Source organism: Brevibacillus sp. HB2.2 (assembly GCF_013284275.1).
GTDB classification, from domain to species: domain Bacteria; phylum Bacillota; class Bacilli; order Brevibacillales; family Brevibacillaceae; genus Brevibacillus; species Brevibacillus brevis_D.
This window is the reverse complement of the sequence record NZ_JABSUV010000040.1, coordinates 15,810-30,825: the sequence shown is the minus strand read 5'-3', so window position 1 is coordinate 30,825 and position 15,016 is coordinate 15,810. Positions and strand designations below refer to the sequence as shown.

Here is a 15,016-nt window from a genome sequence, read left to right as displayed (position 1 = left end):
TCGTACATAATGAACATATAGCAAGGACAAGCACAAAATACAGTACACGACACTTTTCATCATGATCAGTCAGCAAGACTGGGGAGGAGATTCATCACATGAAACACATGAAACACATGAAACACTTGAACAAACTCGTAACAGGAACAGTACTTACTTCTGCACTTTTCACTGGTGGGTATGCCATTACAGCAGATGCCAACAACACAACTGCTACACCAAAAGGCTTGCAAGAGATTACGAAAAAAACAGCAGACGTAACGGGTGACAAGACCGTAGACACAGTCGTTCTGTACGGAAAAAAAGAGAAAAACAGCCCATACGTGAAGGATCTCACTATCAAAGTAACAGATGGCAAAACGAAGAAATCTTTTAACATTGACGTGAAGGACAACGGCTACGAGCCGAAGCTCTCCGTTCAAGATTTCACTTACGATAAAAAAGGCGAGATCATGGTTACTGCAAGCACCGGCGGAAGCGGCGGCTACACAACCAATCACATCTATACCGTTACGGATGGAAAAGCGAAAGAGCTCAGCCTGCCAGGTCTGGATAAAAACAAAGCAGGTGTAGTCGGAGCGGACTTCGTCGAACTGAAACCAATTGATCTAAATAAGAATGGTCTCTACGTACTGGAAGGTACAGAGCGTCTGACTGGTGATTACAATGCAGATGTTCGCGGCTACCTTAAATCCAAATGGAAGTGGAACCAAAGCAAATGGGAATTGATGAGTGCCAACTTCGAACCAGCTGTAACACCACTCGAAGTCTATCATGATACTTTCAAAAGCCAAGACTCTGCCTTTGTCTTTAAAGGTCCAAAATCTTGGAACGGCAACATCCTTGTCGAGGAAAAAACTGGCCCACATGCAGACGAGTTCTTGCCAGAAGCAAAGAGCGTAACCCGTTTCATCTTCAATGCTGACAAAGCAGAAGATCGTGCAACTGCTGTCGTTATCACTGCGTTTGACCTGAATGACTGGAAAAAACTGAACAACCCGGACGAGCCGCCAATCGGTGTCGAAATTGCACGTAACCAAGCAACCAACACGGTTTATGTAGTAAGCTTGCCACAAGACTCCGTATTTGACCCAGCAAGCAAAGAAGGGAAGAAATTCATCCCTCTGATGATGTCTCTGGACCAAGTAAAACAAGCGTTTACGCTGGTAAAACGATAATCAATCCGCATCTCTCCACGAATATTCCCTTTGCCTCTCTTTTAGGCAAAGGGACTTTTTTTGTTGTTAGGGAGGTTTTCCGCTTACAGCTTCGCAAGTCTTTTTTGCTTCTCCTCTACAACCCTTCCGCCACTTTCTAGAGAACAGAACGAAAAAACCCCCGACTCAAGTCGAGGGAAAACTACTCTTTTATGTGAATATCGGCAGCATGAGATTCAGCAAGAACAATCCCGCGATGACGTACATGAGCGCAGGCACTTCGCGACGTTTGCCCAATGCGAGCTTCATGAGCGGATACGCTACGAATCCAAACGCAATTCCATCTACAATGCTGTAGGACAACGGGATAATTGCGATGATCAAAAAAGCAGGGAAGCCTTCCGAGAAGTCCTTCAGATTGATATTCTGTACGTTTTGCAGCATCAGTGCGCCAATGATGATGAGCACCGGAGCAATCGCCCCATCTGGAATCATTTTGATGACAGGAAGCAAACCGAGTGAGAGCAGGAACAAGGTACCTGTTACAAGTGCGGTCAGTCCCGTCCTTCCTCCCGCTGCGATTCCTGCCGCAGTCTCCACCGTCGAAACCGTCGGACTGGTTCCCAAAATGCCAGAGATAGCAGCCGACAACGCATTTGCTTGCAGCGAACGTCTGAACTTCTGCGACTGTCCAAGCATCGAGGTATGCCCATGAATCAAGCCAATATTTTCAAAGACGATGACCATCGCCAATGAGAAGGTCGCGATCCAAAATGGCAACGCCCATATGGCGGAAAAGGAAAGACCCGCAAATACGCTTCCGTAATCCGCGAACGAGAACGTTCCTCCCACTCCTGGCTCGACAATCCCGAACAAAAAGCCAAGTCCTGTACCAACCGCAATTCCGATCAGGAAGTTGCCCGGTACATTTCGAACAAACAAAATCAACGTAACAATCAAAGTAATCAGCGTGACGATCACATGCGGGCTGGACAAGTCACCCAGCGCGACAAACGTAGACGGATTCATGACGATCAGCCCGCCTTTTTGAAGACCAATGAAGGTTAAGAACAACCCAATCCCTACGGTAATCGCTTCTTTTAGTGAAGCGGGAATCGCATTGGATAATATCGTCGCAGCCTTGGTAAAGGCAATCACAGTAAAGATCAGACCCGAAACAAAAACAGCAGCCAACGCTTGTTGCCAAGTGAGTCCCATGGATTGGCATAATGTGAACGTAAACAGAGCGTTAATCCCCATGCCGGGAACGAGAATAATAGGAGCATTTGCCCAAAAGGCCATGAGAAGTGACCCGATAAATGCCGTCAATACAGTCGCCAGAATGCCTGCTTCCATCGGTATTCCAGCATCATTTAAAATCGAAGCGTTTACGGCAACAATGTAAACAATGGTGACAAAGCCAATAAATCCGGCGATGAGCTCCCTTTGAAACGTCGTGTCGTAAGCGCGCAAGTGAAATAGCTTTTCCATCCACGTACGCACAGATTTTCCCTTCTTTCCTTTATGTCTATTCCATGAAGTGAAGATTCACAGGTAACATGCTATCATAGCATCATCAATATGAAAAATATCCATAAAATCTAATTTTCATATCGTTTTCATATGGAACCATTCTCGTAGGGAAAGAAGGGCTTGTGTGTGGATATTCGGCAACTGCGTTACTTTATTGCCATAGCAGAAGAAGGTCAGATAACGGGGGCAGCTAAAAGACTGAACATGGCCCAGCCGCCTCTGAGTCAGCAGCTGAAGCAAATGGAGGAGGAGCTCGGAACCATGCTTGTTGAGCGCTCAGGAAAACAAATGGTCCTGACAGAAGCAGGCATCACTCTTTATAAACAGGCGCTTAATATCGTTCATCAAATGGAGGAAGCCCTCTCCGAGGTAAAAGAAACAGGCGAAGGCATTCGTGGGACACTTTCCATCGGTGTCAGTGCACTGTCGGCCTATCGCCTGCCAGAACAAATTCGTATATTTCAGCAAAAATACCCACTCATCACTTATAAAATTTGGAAAGGCGATACGCAGCTTCTCAATCAGTGGCTGGAGCGAAGAACCATAGAAGTCGCTATCGTACGCCTTCCCCACTCGTTGAACAACTGCACCATGATTCCGCTGGAGGAAGAGGATTTTGTGCTCATCGTTCCAGCCACCTCCCCCTATGCCGATCGAAAAGAAATCGAAATGCGCGAAATCGCCGAGCTTCCACTCATCATGCCGAGCACGCCAGGATTGGGCATTTACGACTTGATTATCAAGGAATTCTCCCGTCTAGGCGTGGAACCACACGTCATCTGCGAGTGCCCGGACATCTCTCTCATCGTTAGCATGGTGGCCTCCTCGGTCGGTTCCTCCATCGTCCCCATCTCAGCGTGGGAAACGCATCAGAGCGAACAAATTCGCGGGATTCGACTCTCCGGAACTTCCATTTATTCTTCCGCTGCTGTCGTTTGGCAGTCTGGACGCCATTTGTCCAAAGCAGCGAATCGGTTTATCGAGACGTTTTCATCGTAATTCCATTCAAGGGCGGTCCATCCGGAATAATCTTGGAAATCCCGCGGGATGATAACTATTACCATTTCTTGTAGATTCCCGGGAGGATAAAGATGACTTTCCTGATATCCTTGGTCATTGTATTTGTTATTGTGCTGTTCGGCGCGATTTCTCCTGAGCTTTTCGCCTCTACGGCTTCTCAAGTCCTGAAAGTGACCACGACGAATTTTGGCTGGTTTTATTTAATCGTGACTTTCGGTTTTCTGATCTTTTGCATCTTTCTTGCCTTTAGCAGATACGGACAAATCCCTTTGGGGAGCGACGATGACGAGCCGGAATATTCGCTCCCTACCTGGTTTGCTATGTTGTTTTCTGCTGGGATGGGGATCGGTCTTGTCTTTTGGGGAGTGGCAGAGCCCGTCTCTCATTACTTCGCTCCGCCAGCAGGTGTGACTGGACAAACGACCGAAGCCGCACAAACTGCTCTGCGCTATGCGTTTTTTCACTGGGGCCTGCATCCTTGGGGGATCTACGCTCTCATCGCGCTCACTCTCGCGTATTTTCAATTTCGCAAAGGGGCGAAGGGCTTGATTTCCTCCACCTTTGGCCCGTTGTTCGGTGAACGCATACACGGACCGCTCGGAAAAGGGATCGATATTTTGGCTGTTATCGCCACGGCTTTCGGTGTCGCAACCTCACTTGGCCTCGGAACTCTGCAAATAAGCGGAGGCTTGTCTCACCTTTTTGGACTGCCGTCCAGCACCACCGTGCAAATCGTCATTATTTCCTTGATTACCGTGCTATTTCTGCTCTCCGCTACGACCGGACTGGATCGGGGGATCAAGTATTTGAGCAATACGAATCTCGTATTCGCCTTGTTGCTCCTCCTGCTAACGCTCGTATTGGGACCAACCTCGTTTATTTTTGACGCCTTCACCAGCACGCTGGGCAGTTATTTGAACAACCTCATCTCGATGAGCTTGCGGCTGACCCCTTTTACACAAGGGACATGGGTAGCAAACTGGACCCTGTTTTACTGGTCGTGGTGGATTGCCTGGGCGCCGTTCGTCGGCATGTTTATCGCACGCGTCTCCAAAGGTCGCACGATCAAGGAATTCGTCATTTGCGTGATGCTCGTTCCGAGTTTGTTGAGCTTTATTTGGTTTTCCGTGTTTGGCGGGACTGCCCTTCATCTCGAAATTTTTGATCAAGCGCCTATAGGAGCAGCGGTACAAAGCGACATCTCGACTGCCTTGTTCCTCGCACTGGAGCAGTTGCCCATGGGATACATTCTCGCTGTCGTTGCGATTCTGTTGATCATCACGTTTTTTATCACGTCAGCGGATTCAGCTATTTTCGTGCTCGGCATGCTGTCATCTGATGGCAACCTGGACCCCTCGAATCGGGTAAAAATCACCTGGGGCGTCCTCCAATCCGCAATCGCAATCGTTTTATTGTTAAGCGGCGGCTTAGAAGGACTACAGACAGCCTCCATTGTGGCAGCGCTACCCTTTACCGTCATCATGGTCCTGATGTGCTTTTCCCTTGTCATGGCACTACAGGAAGAAGACCGGATTGCGAAAAAGAAACGGAAGGATCAGCAGAAGAAGCTGGAGAGGTTGTTGAAGGAGTTGTAAAAAGGGGACGCTGTCCATCGCGTCCCCCCTTGCTATTCATCGATTGCTTTTCGCCTCAGATGTTACCTCAATCCCGTTTCTGCGAAACAGCGCCGCCGTCAGCCCGACACCCGGCACTTTTTTCCCAGAAAAACTGCCATCGTAAACGAAGGAGCTTCCACAGGACGGGCTGTTTTCCTTTAAGATGGCGGATGTGGCTCCAACCGTTTTCGCCAGCTTTAGCGCTTGGTTCGCCCCCATCAAAAATTCCTCGGTGACATCTCGGCCAGTGTCGTCTATGATGCGTGCTTTGCCATCCAGAACATCGTCACCAGTCCCCCCGATGATTTCTGCTGGTGGTCGTGGTGTTGGCAATCCTCCCAGCTGTTCAGGACAGACAGGAATAGCCTTTCCTTCCCGAAGCAATTGCTCCAGCTCTTGGTCCAAGCATGACTTCTGATCGTAACGGCATTCACAGCCGATCAAACAGGCACTAATCACTTTCATGACAACCGTCTCCCCCTTTTATCTATCTACAACTTGCGCAGCTTCACGCTTTGCACCATATGATTCTGCCCTTTGTCCAAAATCAATTGCGCGCGAACACGCGTCGGCAAAATGTTTTGGCGCAGGTTGGCTCCATTGATCTCCGTCCAAATACCGGTGGCTACCTCAGTCGCCTCCTCGTCAGACAAACTCGCGTAACGCTTGAAATACGAGGATGGATCGGAGAACGCAGTCTGACGCAGCAGCTTGAATCGCTCTACATACCATTGCAGGATGTGTTTCTCTTCCGCATGAACGTAAATCGTGAAGTCAAAGAAATCGGAAACAATGACCTCGGAAATACGGGCATCGTTTTCGTCACCTCTAGGTGGTTGCAGCACATTCAAGCCTTCCACAATCAAAATGTCAGGCTGTCTGACGGTCTGCCATTCATCTGGCACGATGTCATATACAAGGTGGGAATAAACTGGCGCTTTCACTTCAGGCAAACCCGATTTTACTTCGGATAAAAAGTTGATAAAGCGGCGCAAGTCATAACTCTCCGGAAATCCCTTGCGCTTCATGATTCCTCTGTCTTCTAGAACCTTGTTCGGATACAGGAATCCATCGGTCGTTACCAAATCGACCTTCGGATGATTCGGCCAGCGGGATAACAGCGTCTGCAAAATGCGAGCCGTTGTACTTTTGCCCACAGCCACACTGCCTGCGATACCAATAATGAATGGAACCTTACCATCCTGGTTCCCTAAAAAAGTGTGGGTCGCCTGGTACAGCTCCTGCGTGCCCCCGACATACAAATTCAGCAGACGGGACAAGGGAAGGTAAATGTCGGAGACTTCGGTCATGGACATTTTCTCGTTCAATCCCTGCAAAAGGGAAAGCTCGTTATCAGATATGGTCAACGGCGTGGAAGCCCGCAGAGCACTCCACTGCTCGCGATTAAATGTAACATAGGGTGATGCCATGGGAATGTACATCCTTTCCATCATGAAAGTGCTTTCTTTAAATCAACACAAAGTTAGTTTACACCAGCATGTCTCTCTTGGGAACAAGGGGGTTGTCCCAAATCAGACCATCTCTGCACTTTGCCTTCCTGAGTACATAAGAAAAGACTCTGTTACAGTTAAAATTCAGCTGAAAAACATCGACTAAAAGAGTATTGAATTGATGCGCTTACAGCATCCTCCCATAAACTTTCAAGTGAAAATATATTATGCACCGATTCTTGGCGTGCCTTTAAAACATACGCTACTCACAAAGAGATGGATACAACGATTCAGGGAATTTACTATAAAATTTGGAAACCTATGATACAATTCGGTTAAATAAATTTGTGGCATAACATTGTTTCTTATTCATCTAATGGGGCAGGATTGTTGAATTAGGTGATTGAATCAAAAGTTGCGAAGGGGAATTCAATGGCTTATAAATTTAGTATTTTGACCCAAGAACAAGCTGAAAATATTGCATTTAACTGGCATTATGATGGTGAGTATTCTTTTTATGATATGGAAGCTGATAAAGAAGATTTAGACGAATTTTTAAACCCAGAGGAACGAGGGGACTCAACGTTTGCTGTAACAAAAGAAAATGAATTGTTTGCTTTCCTTAGTATTAGTAAAGTTACTGACAGAATTTTTGATATTGGTTTAGGAATGAGACCAGATTTAACTGGAAAAGGCAATGGAATAGAATTTGTAAGGGCAGGTATTAACTTTATTCAATCAGAATTTAAACCTGAAAAAATCACATTATCAGTGGCAACTTTTAATCAAAGAGCGATAAAACTATACAGAAAAGTTGGATTTAAAGATGTAAAGACTTTTATGCAAGATACAAATGGTAGCACATTTGAGTTTCTAAAAATGGTATATGAGTGTTAATAGCTCTTTTTCAAGTAAAAGGTCCAAATAATTGGAAGTTCGTATTTTTTCCTTAATAGCAACATTAAACTTTAACAGAGCCTAAGAAAAAAGCCGATACCCCATGGCATCAGCTCTGTTTGTAAAAGAATTTCTCGTTATTTTCCCAAGTGGGCTTGCAGCATCCACACATGCTTTTGCAAGCTGTCCATGATCCCTAAGAACATATCGCCAGTCGCTTCATCGTCCCCTGCTTCTGCGGCTGTAATCCCTTCTTTAAGCTCTTTGATCAGCAGTGTAAAATCGCTTACGACTGCCTCTACCATCTGATCCGCAGACTCTCCACCTGTCGCTTCCTTAATGGATGCCTGCTCCATACAGGCCTTCAACGTCGAAACAGGCTTGCCCCCAACCGTTAACAGCCGCTCCGCCAGCTCATCTACATTTTTCGCTGCCTCGTTATATAGCTCCTCAAATTTTTCATGCAGGGTAAAAAAATTTGGGCCTTTGACATACCAGTGATAATGATGCAGCTTCATATACAACACAGACCAGTTGGCCACCTGTTTATTAAGTACGTCGGTCACGGGCCGACTCATTGTCATACTCATCCGGACGCTCCACCTCTCATGGTATAGGATAGCGTTTGTAGTATGTGGTGAATTGGGGGGTTCTATACCAGACGCCGTCTCGTTCATCATTGTCTCGAAGAACTTCTAGCCTGTTTGGTATCATTTTTTCATGAGCTCATCTACTGAATCTGTGATGCTGGCTTCGTGTGCAATTTTTATCCCATTACTCCTCAACTCATTTCTAGCTTTTGCTAGTGCCTGTAAAATTTCTTCCTTCGCAACTTCCTCGTACTTGTCCATGACTTCTTCCAAGCCACATTCGATTAAGTTCAAGTACTCGCCATATGTTACATAGGCCACCTCTTCTGGAAACCCGTGGAATTGCATACTCAGGACAACTTCGTCAATCGCACATCGCTCAGGATCATCGGTATCGAAATTACCGTATGTCGCAATCATGCAAACCTCATCAAATACAACACCTTCTCTTGTAAGGATGATCGTTATGCTTTTCAATATTCTAGATTGATTGATGAAAACGCCTCTGATGAAATGATGCTTCCAGTCATTATTTATCTTTTTCAAGCGTTGTACCACCTTCTAGATACTCGTTTGGCTACCCTCAGGCCATTTGGTTTTATCATTGTAAATCACCCTGGTGAAATCTACATTTTTAATCGTAGCGTTTGTAAAATCTGCATTAGAAAGGTCTGCATTGGTAAAATCAACATTTTGCAGGCTTGCATTACGAAAGGAAGCCCTCGTTAAATCGCAAGTGATAAACTTTACATTTTTCAGAGTTGCATCCATAAAGCATACCTTTATCATAGCTGAATTGGAAAAATCAACTTCTTCCACTTCTGCTTCACAAAAGGTCGCTCTAATTAATTTCGAAGAAGTCACATCACAATTTTTTACTATGGAGTAATCCAGATTTGATTTTGTCAGAATAACCCCACTCATTCTCACTTCTAAAAAAATGACTGACGCAAGGTTGGAATAATAAAAGTCTGTATTGGCTAAGGTGCATTTCTTTATTGTTGAACCTGCCAACATGACATCGATTAAGAGCCTATCAGCTACATTTAGTTCTGAGAAAGTGCCATCCTCAACATATAGCTGTACACCCTTCGTTTTCTCCCCACTAAGCCATAATTCATGCTTATCAATCATCTGATTGATTTCTTTTTGGGTTATCATCTTTCGTCAGTCCTTTTTTCCTCGTATTTCTGACGAACGAGCGAAAGATACTCTTCTACATATTCCGTTTCATCCTCAGACAACATTGACCGATAATCCATCTCTTTTGCCAAACGCAAGATTCTTAGTATATCCTCTCGATCACTTTCGGATAGTGGTACGTCATGCCTTACCATCAATTTGGTTAGTAATGATACAGCTACGATACTTAGAATCGTATCGGAATAGATGTATTCATCGAAAGCGAGATGACAAATACCCGCAGCTTGTCCGTAAGTACGTCCATTCACGCATACCTCGGTATAGAAGCTGTCTGCTATCAAATATTGAAGCTCGAAAAAATTCATATCCATTCGTATTCCGCTTGCGAGATAAAGAATGCTAGCAGAATCTCCCCTCCCTTCTTTTCACTTCCCACACAAACATCGCTGTATTCAACAGGGAAACTCCGTTCAATCCCTCTAATTGCACTTCCTCACCCTATTTCCAATGCATTCCCTATACAAAAAAATAAAGCATTGGCAAGAATATTCCCTGCTCTCCGGAATTTAGCAGCTCAAGTAATGAAGTTAACTTAGCCATGTATTTTCACAAGGAAATCCTCTAATACTCCCCTAGTCGCAACGCCAGCTCTGGGAAGCAATTCATTTACGCGAGCGAGCATGGCAGGATTGTCACGTATCATTTGCTTCGCTTCTGGAGTCGAATAGCTTCTCAACGTATCTACACAGATAACGAAAAGCTCCTCATCATCCGTATCCAGCAACGATAGTAGAATGTTCAGTTCATGCTCAGTACAAGAACTGTCCATACAGTACGCGAGTTTTCGCTGCCATTCTAACGGTTTCATCAGCACATGACTTGACAGGTCTTCCCAATCCTTTTGGCTAAACTTCGCTAGTATGTCAGACGCTATTATGCAGCCATCGTCATACCAATAATCAACGGTATTTTGGCAGCCTGTTATGAAAACATCTAATTCTTTGTACATGCTGGTCACCTCTATTCAATGTTCAAGTTTTTTCTCATATCTTCAAAATACCGTTCTAGCTCTTTCCTGTCGTGGGGTCTTTTTTCCACATATCTCTTCGCTGCTATCCTGAAATAATCATAAAGAATTTCGTAAGTAACGATGATTGTCTCGCTCCCAAATTCTACCTCAATACCGATGAATTCCTCTTCATAAAAAGACTGATCAAATCCATCTAGGTCACTCCAAAATGTAAAGCCTCCCATATCTGTGCCAAAGCCAATCCCTGTGCTTATATACTTCACTGCATTTTTAAATGAGCCTATTAAATAACAAACGTTCACTAAATCCTGTACGGGTACGTGTTTTGTTTGAAATAAGTCATCTGAATGTAATAACATTTCCATTTCCCTCTCCAAGGCCATCCATCAAAATTACAGTGGATGACCGTAAAAATACTTTTGACCCTTCTTCCATTTTTTGTTTGCCAGACCTTTCACATAGCTTACATAATCTTTATAATTCTCGGTCGTGATTACGGTGTTGTAGTCCCCAGGTACTTTTTCACCTGACCAAGTCGACAATAAAGATGGAATAAGTTCCATTCCGAGCATTTGTTCATGATTGGCGGCAATAAATACCCTTTGCATGAGTATTTTTGTCAGATCCCCGAGAAAGGACAAATTTTGATGATAGTAATATTGTCCCGCATCGCAATCTTCCATGAAATCTTTGTAATACTCACCAATCTCATCAACTGTCGCATTATCACCCAGGTGTTCTTTGAAATTTATAAAGCAGTCAATCGAATCTCTGATCATTACCGAAGTGTCACGAATGGAGTCCCACTCTTCCAGCAAGGCCATCAGATATGGAATGACTTCAAGGGAAAGTGTCGTAATAGCCTCAGACGCAAAGGTATCCACTGCCTCTTTGTTTCCTTCTCCAAGAAAAAGAAGATGATTGGAATCTCTCAAGTCTGCGTGTGTCGAGATGGAGCAAAACACTCTAATACACAGGTTTAATAGAGCCTCGTCATTCGTGTAATTCATGAGCTGAATAAGTAGTCGTTTTTGCGTGAAATCTCCCAATTTGAATAATTCAATCAGGTGAAATAAGGCTTCGTGCTCTGTGGTTGCACGTAACAGGTTTTCTTTTATAGTAGATGGGCTGGAGGATGATGGTTGCCCAAACCAAATGTTGTTTGAAATGCTGGTGCTTTGTTCCATTCCCTATTCACCGTCCTCAGTCCATTCTTGTGGCTTTTTTCTGTACGCTGCTGTGTGGATATCATTCTGCACTATCCACTCCTCAACCCCTTTTGCATCTGCAAATCGTGTTTTATAGAGAAGCGCTCCATCTAGGACTGCACCTTTCAGATTAGCATGAGAAAAGTTGGCGTAGCTCAAATTTGCTCCTCGAAACGAGGCTCGTTGTAAATCTGCACCTGATAAGTCAGCATAACTAAGATCGGCATCATCAAACGACGCCTTAATACACAGGCATTTTTTCAACGAAGTATGCTTGAATGATCCGTAATTAAATACAGTCTTACTTAGGATGCTTTCAGAGAGATTCGACGCATCAAACGAGGTACCGAGAAAATATCCATCACTCATATCATTATTGGTTAAGATGGAATGGTTCATCTTTGATTCTACTATGAGCATACAACTTAGGTTTTGACCTGTTATGTTTAGATTTCTCACCTCCACTTTTTCCCATTCTATTTTCTCGCCAGCATCACCAGCTGAATCTGTCCATTGAATATGTTTGGAGAACCTGTCTTCTATTTCCATGCCATACTTCCTTTCGAAGCCTTCGTCCACTCTGGCAGTGTATAAATCACATCAAACGGCTTCTTCTCCTCAAAAAATTGAGTGTACAGCCGCGTCCTAGGTCTCAGGTTGTGTTAGCGAAATCGCGAAAAGAGTTGGATTAGAGATAAGAGCATACAACACTGCATCATCATGATATTTATCCTATAAACCACTCTACGAGTGAATCATCATAAGTGTGCTTAGGGAAAACAACTAGGGTCTAGAATGAAATCTGTGTCTTTTCCATGTAAAAAACCACAAATTACTCATTTCCCTTTTTACTGTCAATCATAAGCTAATTCGAGATTGACAAAAGGAGGATTACTATGGCGAATAAAGCGAAAGCGAAGGTTAGCCCACAATTCAAACGGCTCTGTACCCGATTTGGAAAAATATTAGGGGGCGAGTCAGAAATTGATAGTGGGCCTGTTTGTTTTGTCATGCGCCTTACAAATCTTCGAGAAACCATCTTGGGAAGACGTACGCTTTCCCCTTTAGTTCGAGCTCAAATGTTTTCGTTTGAATCTCTTGATAAGTCGGGCCGTGCCCTTTGTTTGGGAGAGACTGCCGTGCACCAAAATCAAGTTAACCGCTTGATGTCGAATCTCCGCAAACGTGGGATTAAAGTGACGGCACTTCACAACCACTGGCTAAAAGAAAATCCGCGCTTAATGTATATGCATTGGGAAGCGATAGAGAATCCTATCGTATTCGCCAGGAAAACCAAAGAGTCCATCGCATTCCTGGGTTAAATGGTGGAGCCATGAAGTTTTCATTTCATCATAATCGAAAGGATGACGAATATGGGCAAAGTAAAGGCAAAAGCAAAGGCAAGTCCTCAGTTTAGAAGGTTGTGTAACCGATTTTCTGCCATTTTAGGTGGAACTGAGCATGAAATTACAAGAGGTCCTGTTTGTTTCGTTTCCAGAAATAGAAAATTCAATGCGTCCATATTAGGCAGAAAAACAACATCCCCGTTGGTCCGCTATCAATTGTTCTCCTTCGAATCCTTGAACAGTTCAGGCCGTGCACTATGTTTAGGGGAAACGGCTCTCTTCCAAAATCAAGTAAACCGTTTGCTATCAAACCTTCGCAAAAACGGAATAAAAGTAACAGCAGTCCATAATCACTGGCTCTTTGACAACCCGCGTCTTATGTATATTCATTGGGAGTCGATTGATAATCCCATTGCATTCGCAAGAAAAGTGAAGCGTTCTATTGCGTTTTTGGGGTAATCATTGGTATTGCTAATAGAAAACAGCGGCAGCAAATGACGTAGTAATTTCATACTTTCTTTTCAGGTCTTAGAAGCCGCTGTTTCATTTATTAAGGGGCGGTCTAAAACTCATTTATCTGCGGCTGCAAACTTTTTTAACCAAAAACTACGTAAGATCAACATCTCCAGTCTAGAACATTATTTTCGATGAACAGAGGAATTATGAATGGAGCCCTACTTTTCAAGTAAAGCCATCTGCTATGGGATGACTTCAAGCGAAAGTGTTGTAATGGCCTAAGACGCAAAAGTATCCATTACCGCTTACTTTCCCTCCTATGATCGAAAGTAAGGAAAAAAGAAGAATAACTTTTTTCACATGAATAAAGGAATATGCCCTCAAATAGAGGGCATATCTCGTTTTATCGTTTCGAAGATTTTATCAATTTAAAAATCCATTCGACGATTAGTGCAATAAAGAAAGCAGACACTATTAGAATCAAAAATTGTAACCATAGACCTGTATTCTGAGAAGGCATTAAGTTTAGGATTCCTATTAACAAAACTAGGCAAAATATTATCGTGCTAGGTTTCAAAAAAAACCTCATCCTTACACCTCCAAATATGCAAACTATTTACATTTATCTGTGTTTGTTTTACAATTATACCATAAAAGGAGGTTGGAAAATTGCGTAAATTTTGGTCAGTTTTAACTGGTGTCGTATGTGCATTTTCCGTTACATTTTTCCCTCTGTTAAGTCACCCGGTATCAGCATCTGAACCAACTGTTTTATTAAAAGCGGAAGTGAAGAAGCAAGCTTTTCACAATGGTAAATTAATTAAGGCTTTAGACAGCAACGAGGTTAATAAAGTTATGGCAAAAGGACTGGAATTCTCCGGAAAAATCGGAGAACCTACAGTTGCACAACATACTTTTGATGATGGTAGTAGCATCAGGGTTACAACGAATGTAGTCAGCAACCCTAAACGTACAAAAGGTATCACTTCACCGCTTTCAAAAGAAAGAGATTTGACTGCTTCCACTACATACACTGCTACAAGTGCTGTAGGAGTTGATTTATTTGACTACCACCTGTACCAAGATTTTACAACCAATGGTTCAGATATTACTTGGTTTGAAAAGACACCCTATTCTGATTACGATACAACTCCAATTATTAATTATTGGAGCATTGTAAGCGAAGGGCCAATGTACACTGATTATGCTAAAAAAGGTGACGGTATTACAGCCATCGCTAACCCTAAATTCAAGTTTTCTATATGGGAAATCGCGACAGTACAAACGTTGAGCCTCAAGGCAGAGCTTAATATCCAACCGAATGGATACTATACAGGTAAGTGGAAAGAATTATAAAGTTAATCAGTAAAATTAACTTCCAGATTGTACAATGACCGAGAATTTCATCGATGTACTTTTAGAAATAGGAATTCGTGTAAAAGGGGCTGCTCCAATAATGGAAGCACCCCCTTTTTATATTTATATTCGTTTTTAAGTTCTGATATTCGAGTATAGACACTTTTTTAGGTATATCATTCCATCATAACTCTGTAACACCTCGTCATAGTT

At 43.5% G+C, this 15,016-nt stretch carries 18 protein-coding genes; 7 read left to right on the top strand and 11 right to left on the bottom strand.

Going from position 1 to position 15,016, the window contains the following annotated elements; all coding sequences use genetic code 11:
• Nucleotides 1–98: 98 nt before the first annotated feature.
• A complete protein-coding gene (locus HP401_RS23875; protein ID WP_254457168.1) occupies nt 99–1,178 on the top strand; it encodes a hypothetical protein in 1,080 nt (359 codons plus the stop codon).
• A gap of 189 nt (nt 1,179–1,367) precedes the next feature.
• On the opposite strand, the gene HP401_RS23870 is transcribed toward HP401_RS23875, so the two are convergent.
• Entirely contained in the window at nt 1,368–2,660 is a 1,293-nt protein-coding gene (locus HP401_RS23870; protein WP_173606812.1) for an NCS2 family permease, read from the bottom strand.
• A gap of 156 nt (nt 2,661–2,816) precedes the next feature.
• On the opposite strand from HP401_RS23870, the gene HP401_RS23865 reads away from it, so the two are divergent.
• Together HP401_RS23865 and HP401_RS23860 are read left to right on the top strand one after the other, a co-directional pair.
• The gene (locus tag HP401_RS23865) at nt 2,817–3,689 is read left to right on the top strand and encodes a LysR family transcriptional regulator (protein ID WP_173606811.1); all 873 of its coding nucleotides are present in this window, start codon (nt 2,817–2,819) and stop codon (nt 3,687–3,689) included.
• A gap of 92 nt (nt 3,690–3,781) precedes the next feature.
• Nucleotides 3,782–5,305, top strand: coding sequence for a glycine betaine uptake BCCT transporter (locus tag HP401_RS23860; protein WP_173606810.1), 1,524 nt, complete (start codon nt 3,782–3,784; stop codon nt 5,303–5,305).
• Between the two features lie 36 nt (nt 5,306–5,341).
• On the opposite strand, the gene HP401_RS23855 is transcribed toward HP401_RS23860, so the two are convergent.
• Entirely contained in the window at nt 5,342–5,791 is a 450-nt protein-coding gene (locus tag HP401_RS23855; RefSeq protein WP_173606809.1) for a 2-thiouracil desulfurase family protein, read from the bottom strand.
• Nucleotides 5,792–5,817: 26 nt separating this feature from the next.
• The gene (gene coaA, locus HP401_RS23850; RefSeq protein WP_253721249.1) at nt 5,818–6,756 is read right to left on the bottom strand and encodes a type I pantothenate kinase; all 939 of its coding nucleotides are present in this window, start codon (nt 6,754–6,756) and stop codon (nt 5,818–5,820) included.
• A gap of 453 nt (nt 6,757–7,209) precedes the next feature.
• On the opposite strand from coaA, the gene HP401_RS23845 reads away from it, so the two are divergent.
• The gene (locus tag HP401_RS23845; RefSeq protein WP_012685036.1) at nt 7,210–7,674 is read left to right on the top strand and encodes a GNAT family N-acetyltransferase; all 465 of its coding nucleotides are present in this window, start codon (nt 7,210–7,212) and stop codon (nt 7,672–7,674) included.
• A 137-nt stretch (nt 7,675–7,811) separates the two neighbouring features.
• Here HP401_RS23845 and HP401_RS23840 read toward each other — a convergent pair whose 3' ends face one another.
• The 8 genes from HP401_RS23840 to HP401_RS33600 all read right to left on the bottom strand — a co-directional run bounded on the left by HP401_RS23840 (nt 7,812) and on the right by HP401_RS33600 (nt 12,194).
• Nucleotides 7,812–8,264 (bottom strand): Dps family protein, encoded by a 453-nt coding sequence (locus HP401_RS23840; protein ID WP_172141932.1) that lies wholly within the window; start codon nt 8,262–8,264, stop codon nt 7,812–7,814.
• 120 nt (nt 8,265–8,384) lie between these two features.
• Nucleotides 8,385–8,810, bottom strand: coding sequence for a hypothetical protein (locus HP401_RS23835; RefSeq protein WP_217366204.1), 426 nt, complete (start codon nt 8,808–8,810; stop codon nt 8,385–8,387).
• A 15-nt stretch (nt 8,811–8,825) separates the two neighbouring features.
• Nucleotides 8,826–9,425, bottom strand: a complete 600-nt coding sequence (locus HP401_RS23830; protein WP_173606807.1) for a pentapeptide repeat-containing protein — start codon at nt 9,423–9,425, stop codon at nt 8,826–8,828.
• Nucleotides 9,422–9,778 carry a hypothetical protein gene (locus HP401_RS23825; protein ID WP_173606806.1) on the bottom strand — a complete coding sequence of 119 codons (357 nt, stop codon included), beginning with the start codon at nt 9,776–9,778 and terminating at the stop codon, nt 9,422–9,424. Before HP401_RS23825 ends, HP401_RS23830 begins: the two co-directional genes overlap by 4 nt.
• A gap of 221 nt (nt 9,779–9,999) precedes the next feature.
• Nucleotides 10,000–10,416, bottom strand: coding sequence for a hypothetical protein (locus HP401_RS23820; RefSeq protein WP_173606805.1), 417 nt, complete (start codon nt 10,414–10,416; stop codon nt 10,000–10,002).
• An 11-nt stretch (nt 10,417–10,427) separates the two neighbouring features.
• Entirely contained in the window at nt 10,428–10,802 is a 375-nt protein-coding gene (cdiI, locus tag HP401_RS23815; RefSeq protein WP_173606804.1) for a ribonuclease toxin immunity protein CdiI, read from the bottom strand.
• Nucleotides 10,803–10,829: 27 nt separating this feature from the next.
• Nucleotides 10,830–11,624, bottom strand: a complete 795-nt coding sequence (gene imm47, locus HP401_RS23810; protein WP_173606803.1) for an Imm47 family immunity protein — start codon at nt 11,622–11,624, stop codon at nt 10,830–10,832.
• Nucleotides 11,625–11,627: 3 nt separating this feature from the next.
• Nucleotides 11,628–12,194 (bottom strand): pentapeptide repeat-containing protein, encoded by a 567-nt coding sequence (locus tag HP401_RS33600; protein WP_173606802.1) that lies wholly within the window; start codon nt 12,192–12,194, stop codon nt 11,628–11,630.
• 347 nt (nt 12,195–12,541) lie between these two features.
• On the opposite strand from HP401_RS33600, the gene HP401_RS23800 reads away from it, so the two are divergent.
• The 3 genes from HP401_RS23800 to HP401_RS23790 all read left to right on the top strand — a co-directional run bounded on the left by HP401_RS23800 (nt 12,542) and on the right by HP401_RS23790 (nt 14,803).
• Entirely contained in the window at nt 12,542–12,967 is a 426-nt protein-coding gene (locus HP401_RS23800; RefSeq protein WP_173606801.1) for a DUF1259 domain-containing protein, read from the top strand.
• A 51-nt stretch (nt 12,968–13,018) separates the two neighbouring features.
• Nucleotides 13,019–13,450: a DUF1259 domain-containing protein gene (locus tag HP401_RS23795; protein ID WP_012685028.1), complete on the top strand. Its 432-nt coding sequence runs from the start codon at nt 13,019–13,021 to the stop codon at nt 13,448–13,450.
• Nucleotides 13,451–14,116: 666 nt separating this feature from the next.
• Nucleotides 14,117–14,803: a hypothetical protein gene (locus HP401_RS23790; RefSeq protein WP_173606800.1), complete on the top strand. Its 687-nt coding sequence runs from the start codon at nt 14,117–14,119 to the stop codon at nt 14,801–14,803.
• The last annotated feature ends 213 nt before the right edge of the window (nt 14,804–15,016 follow it).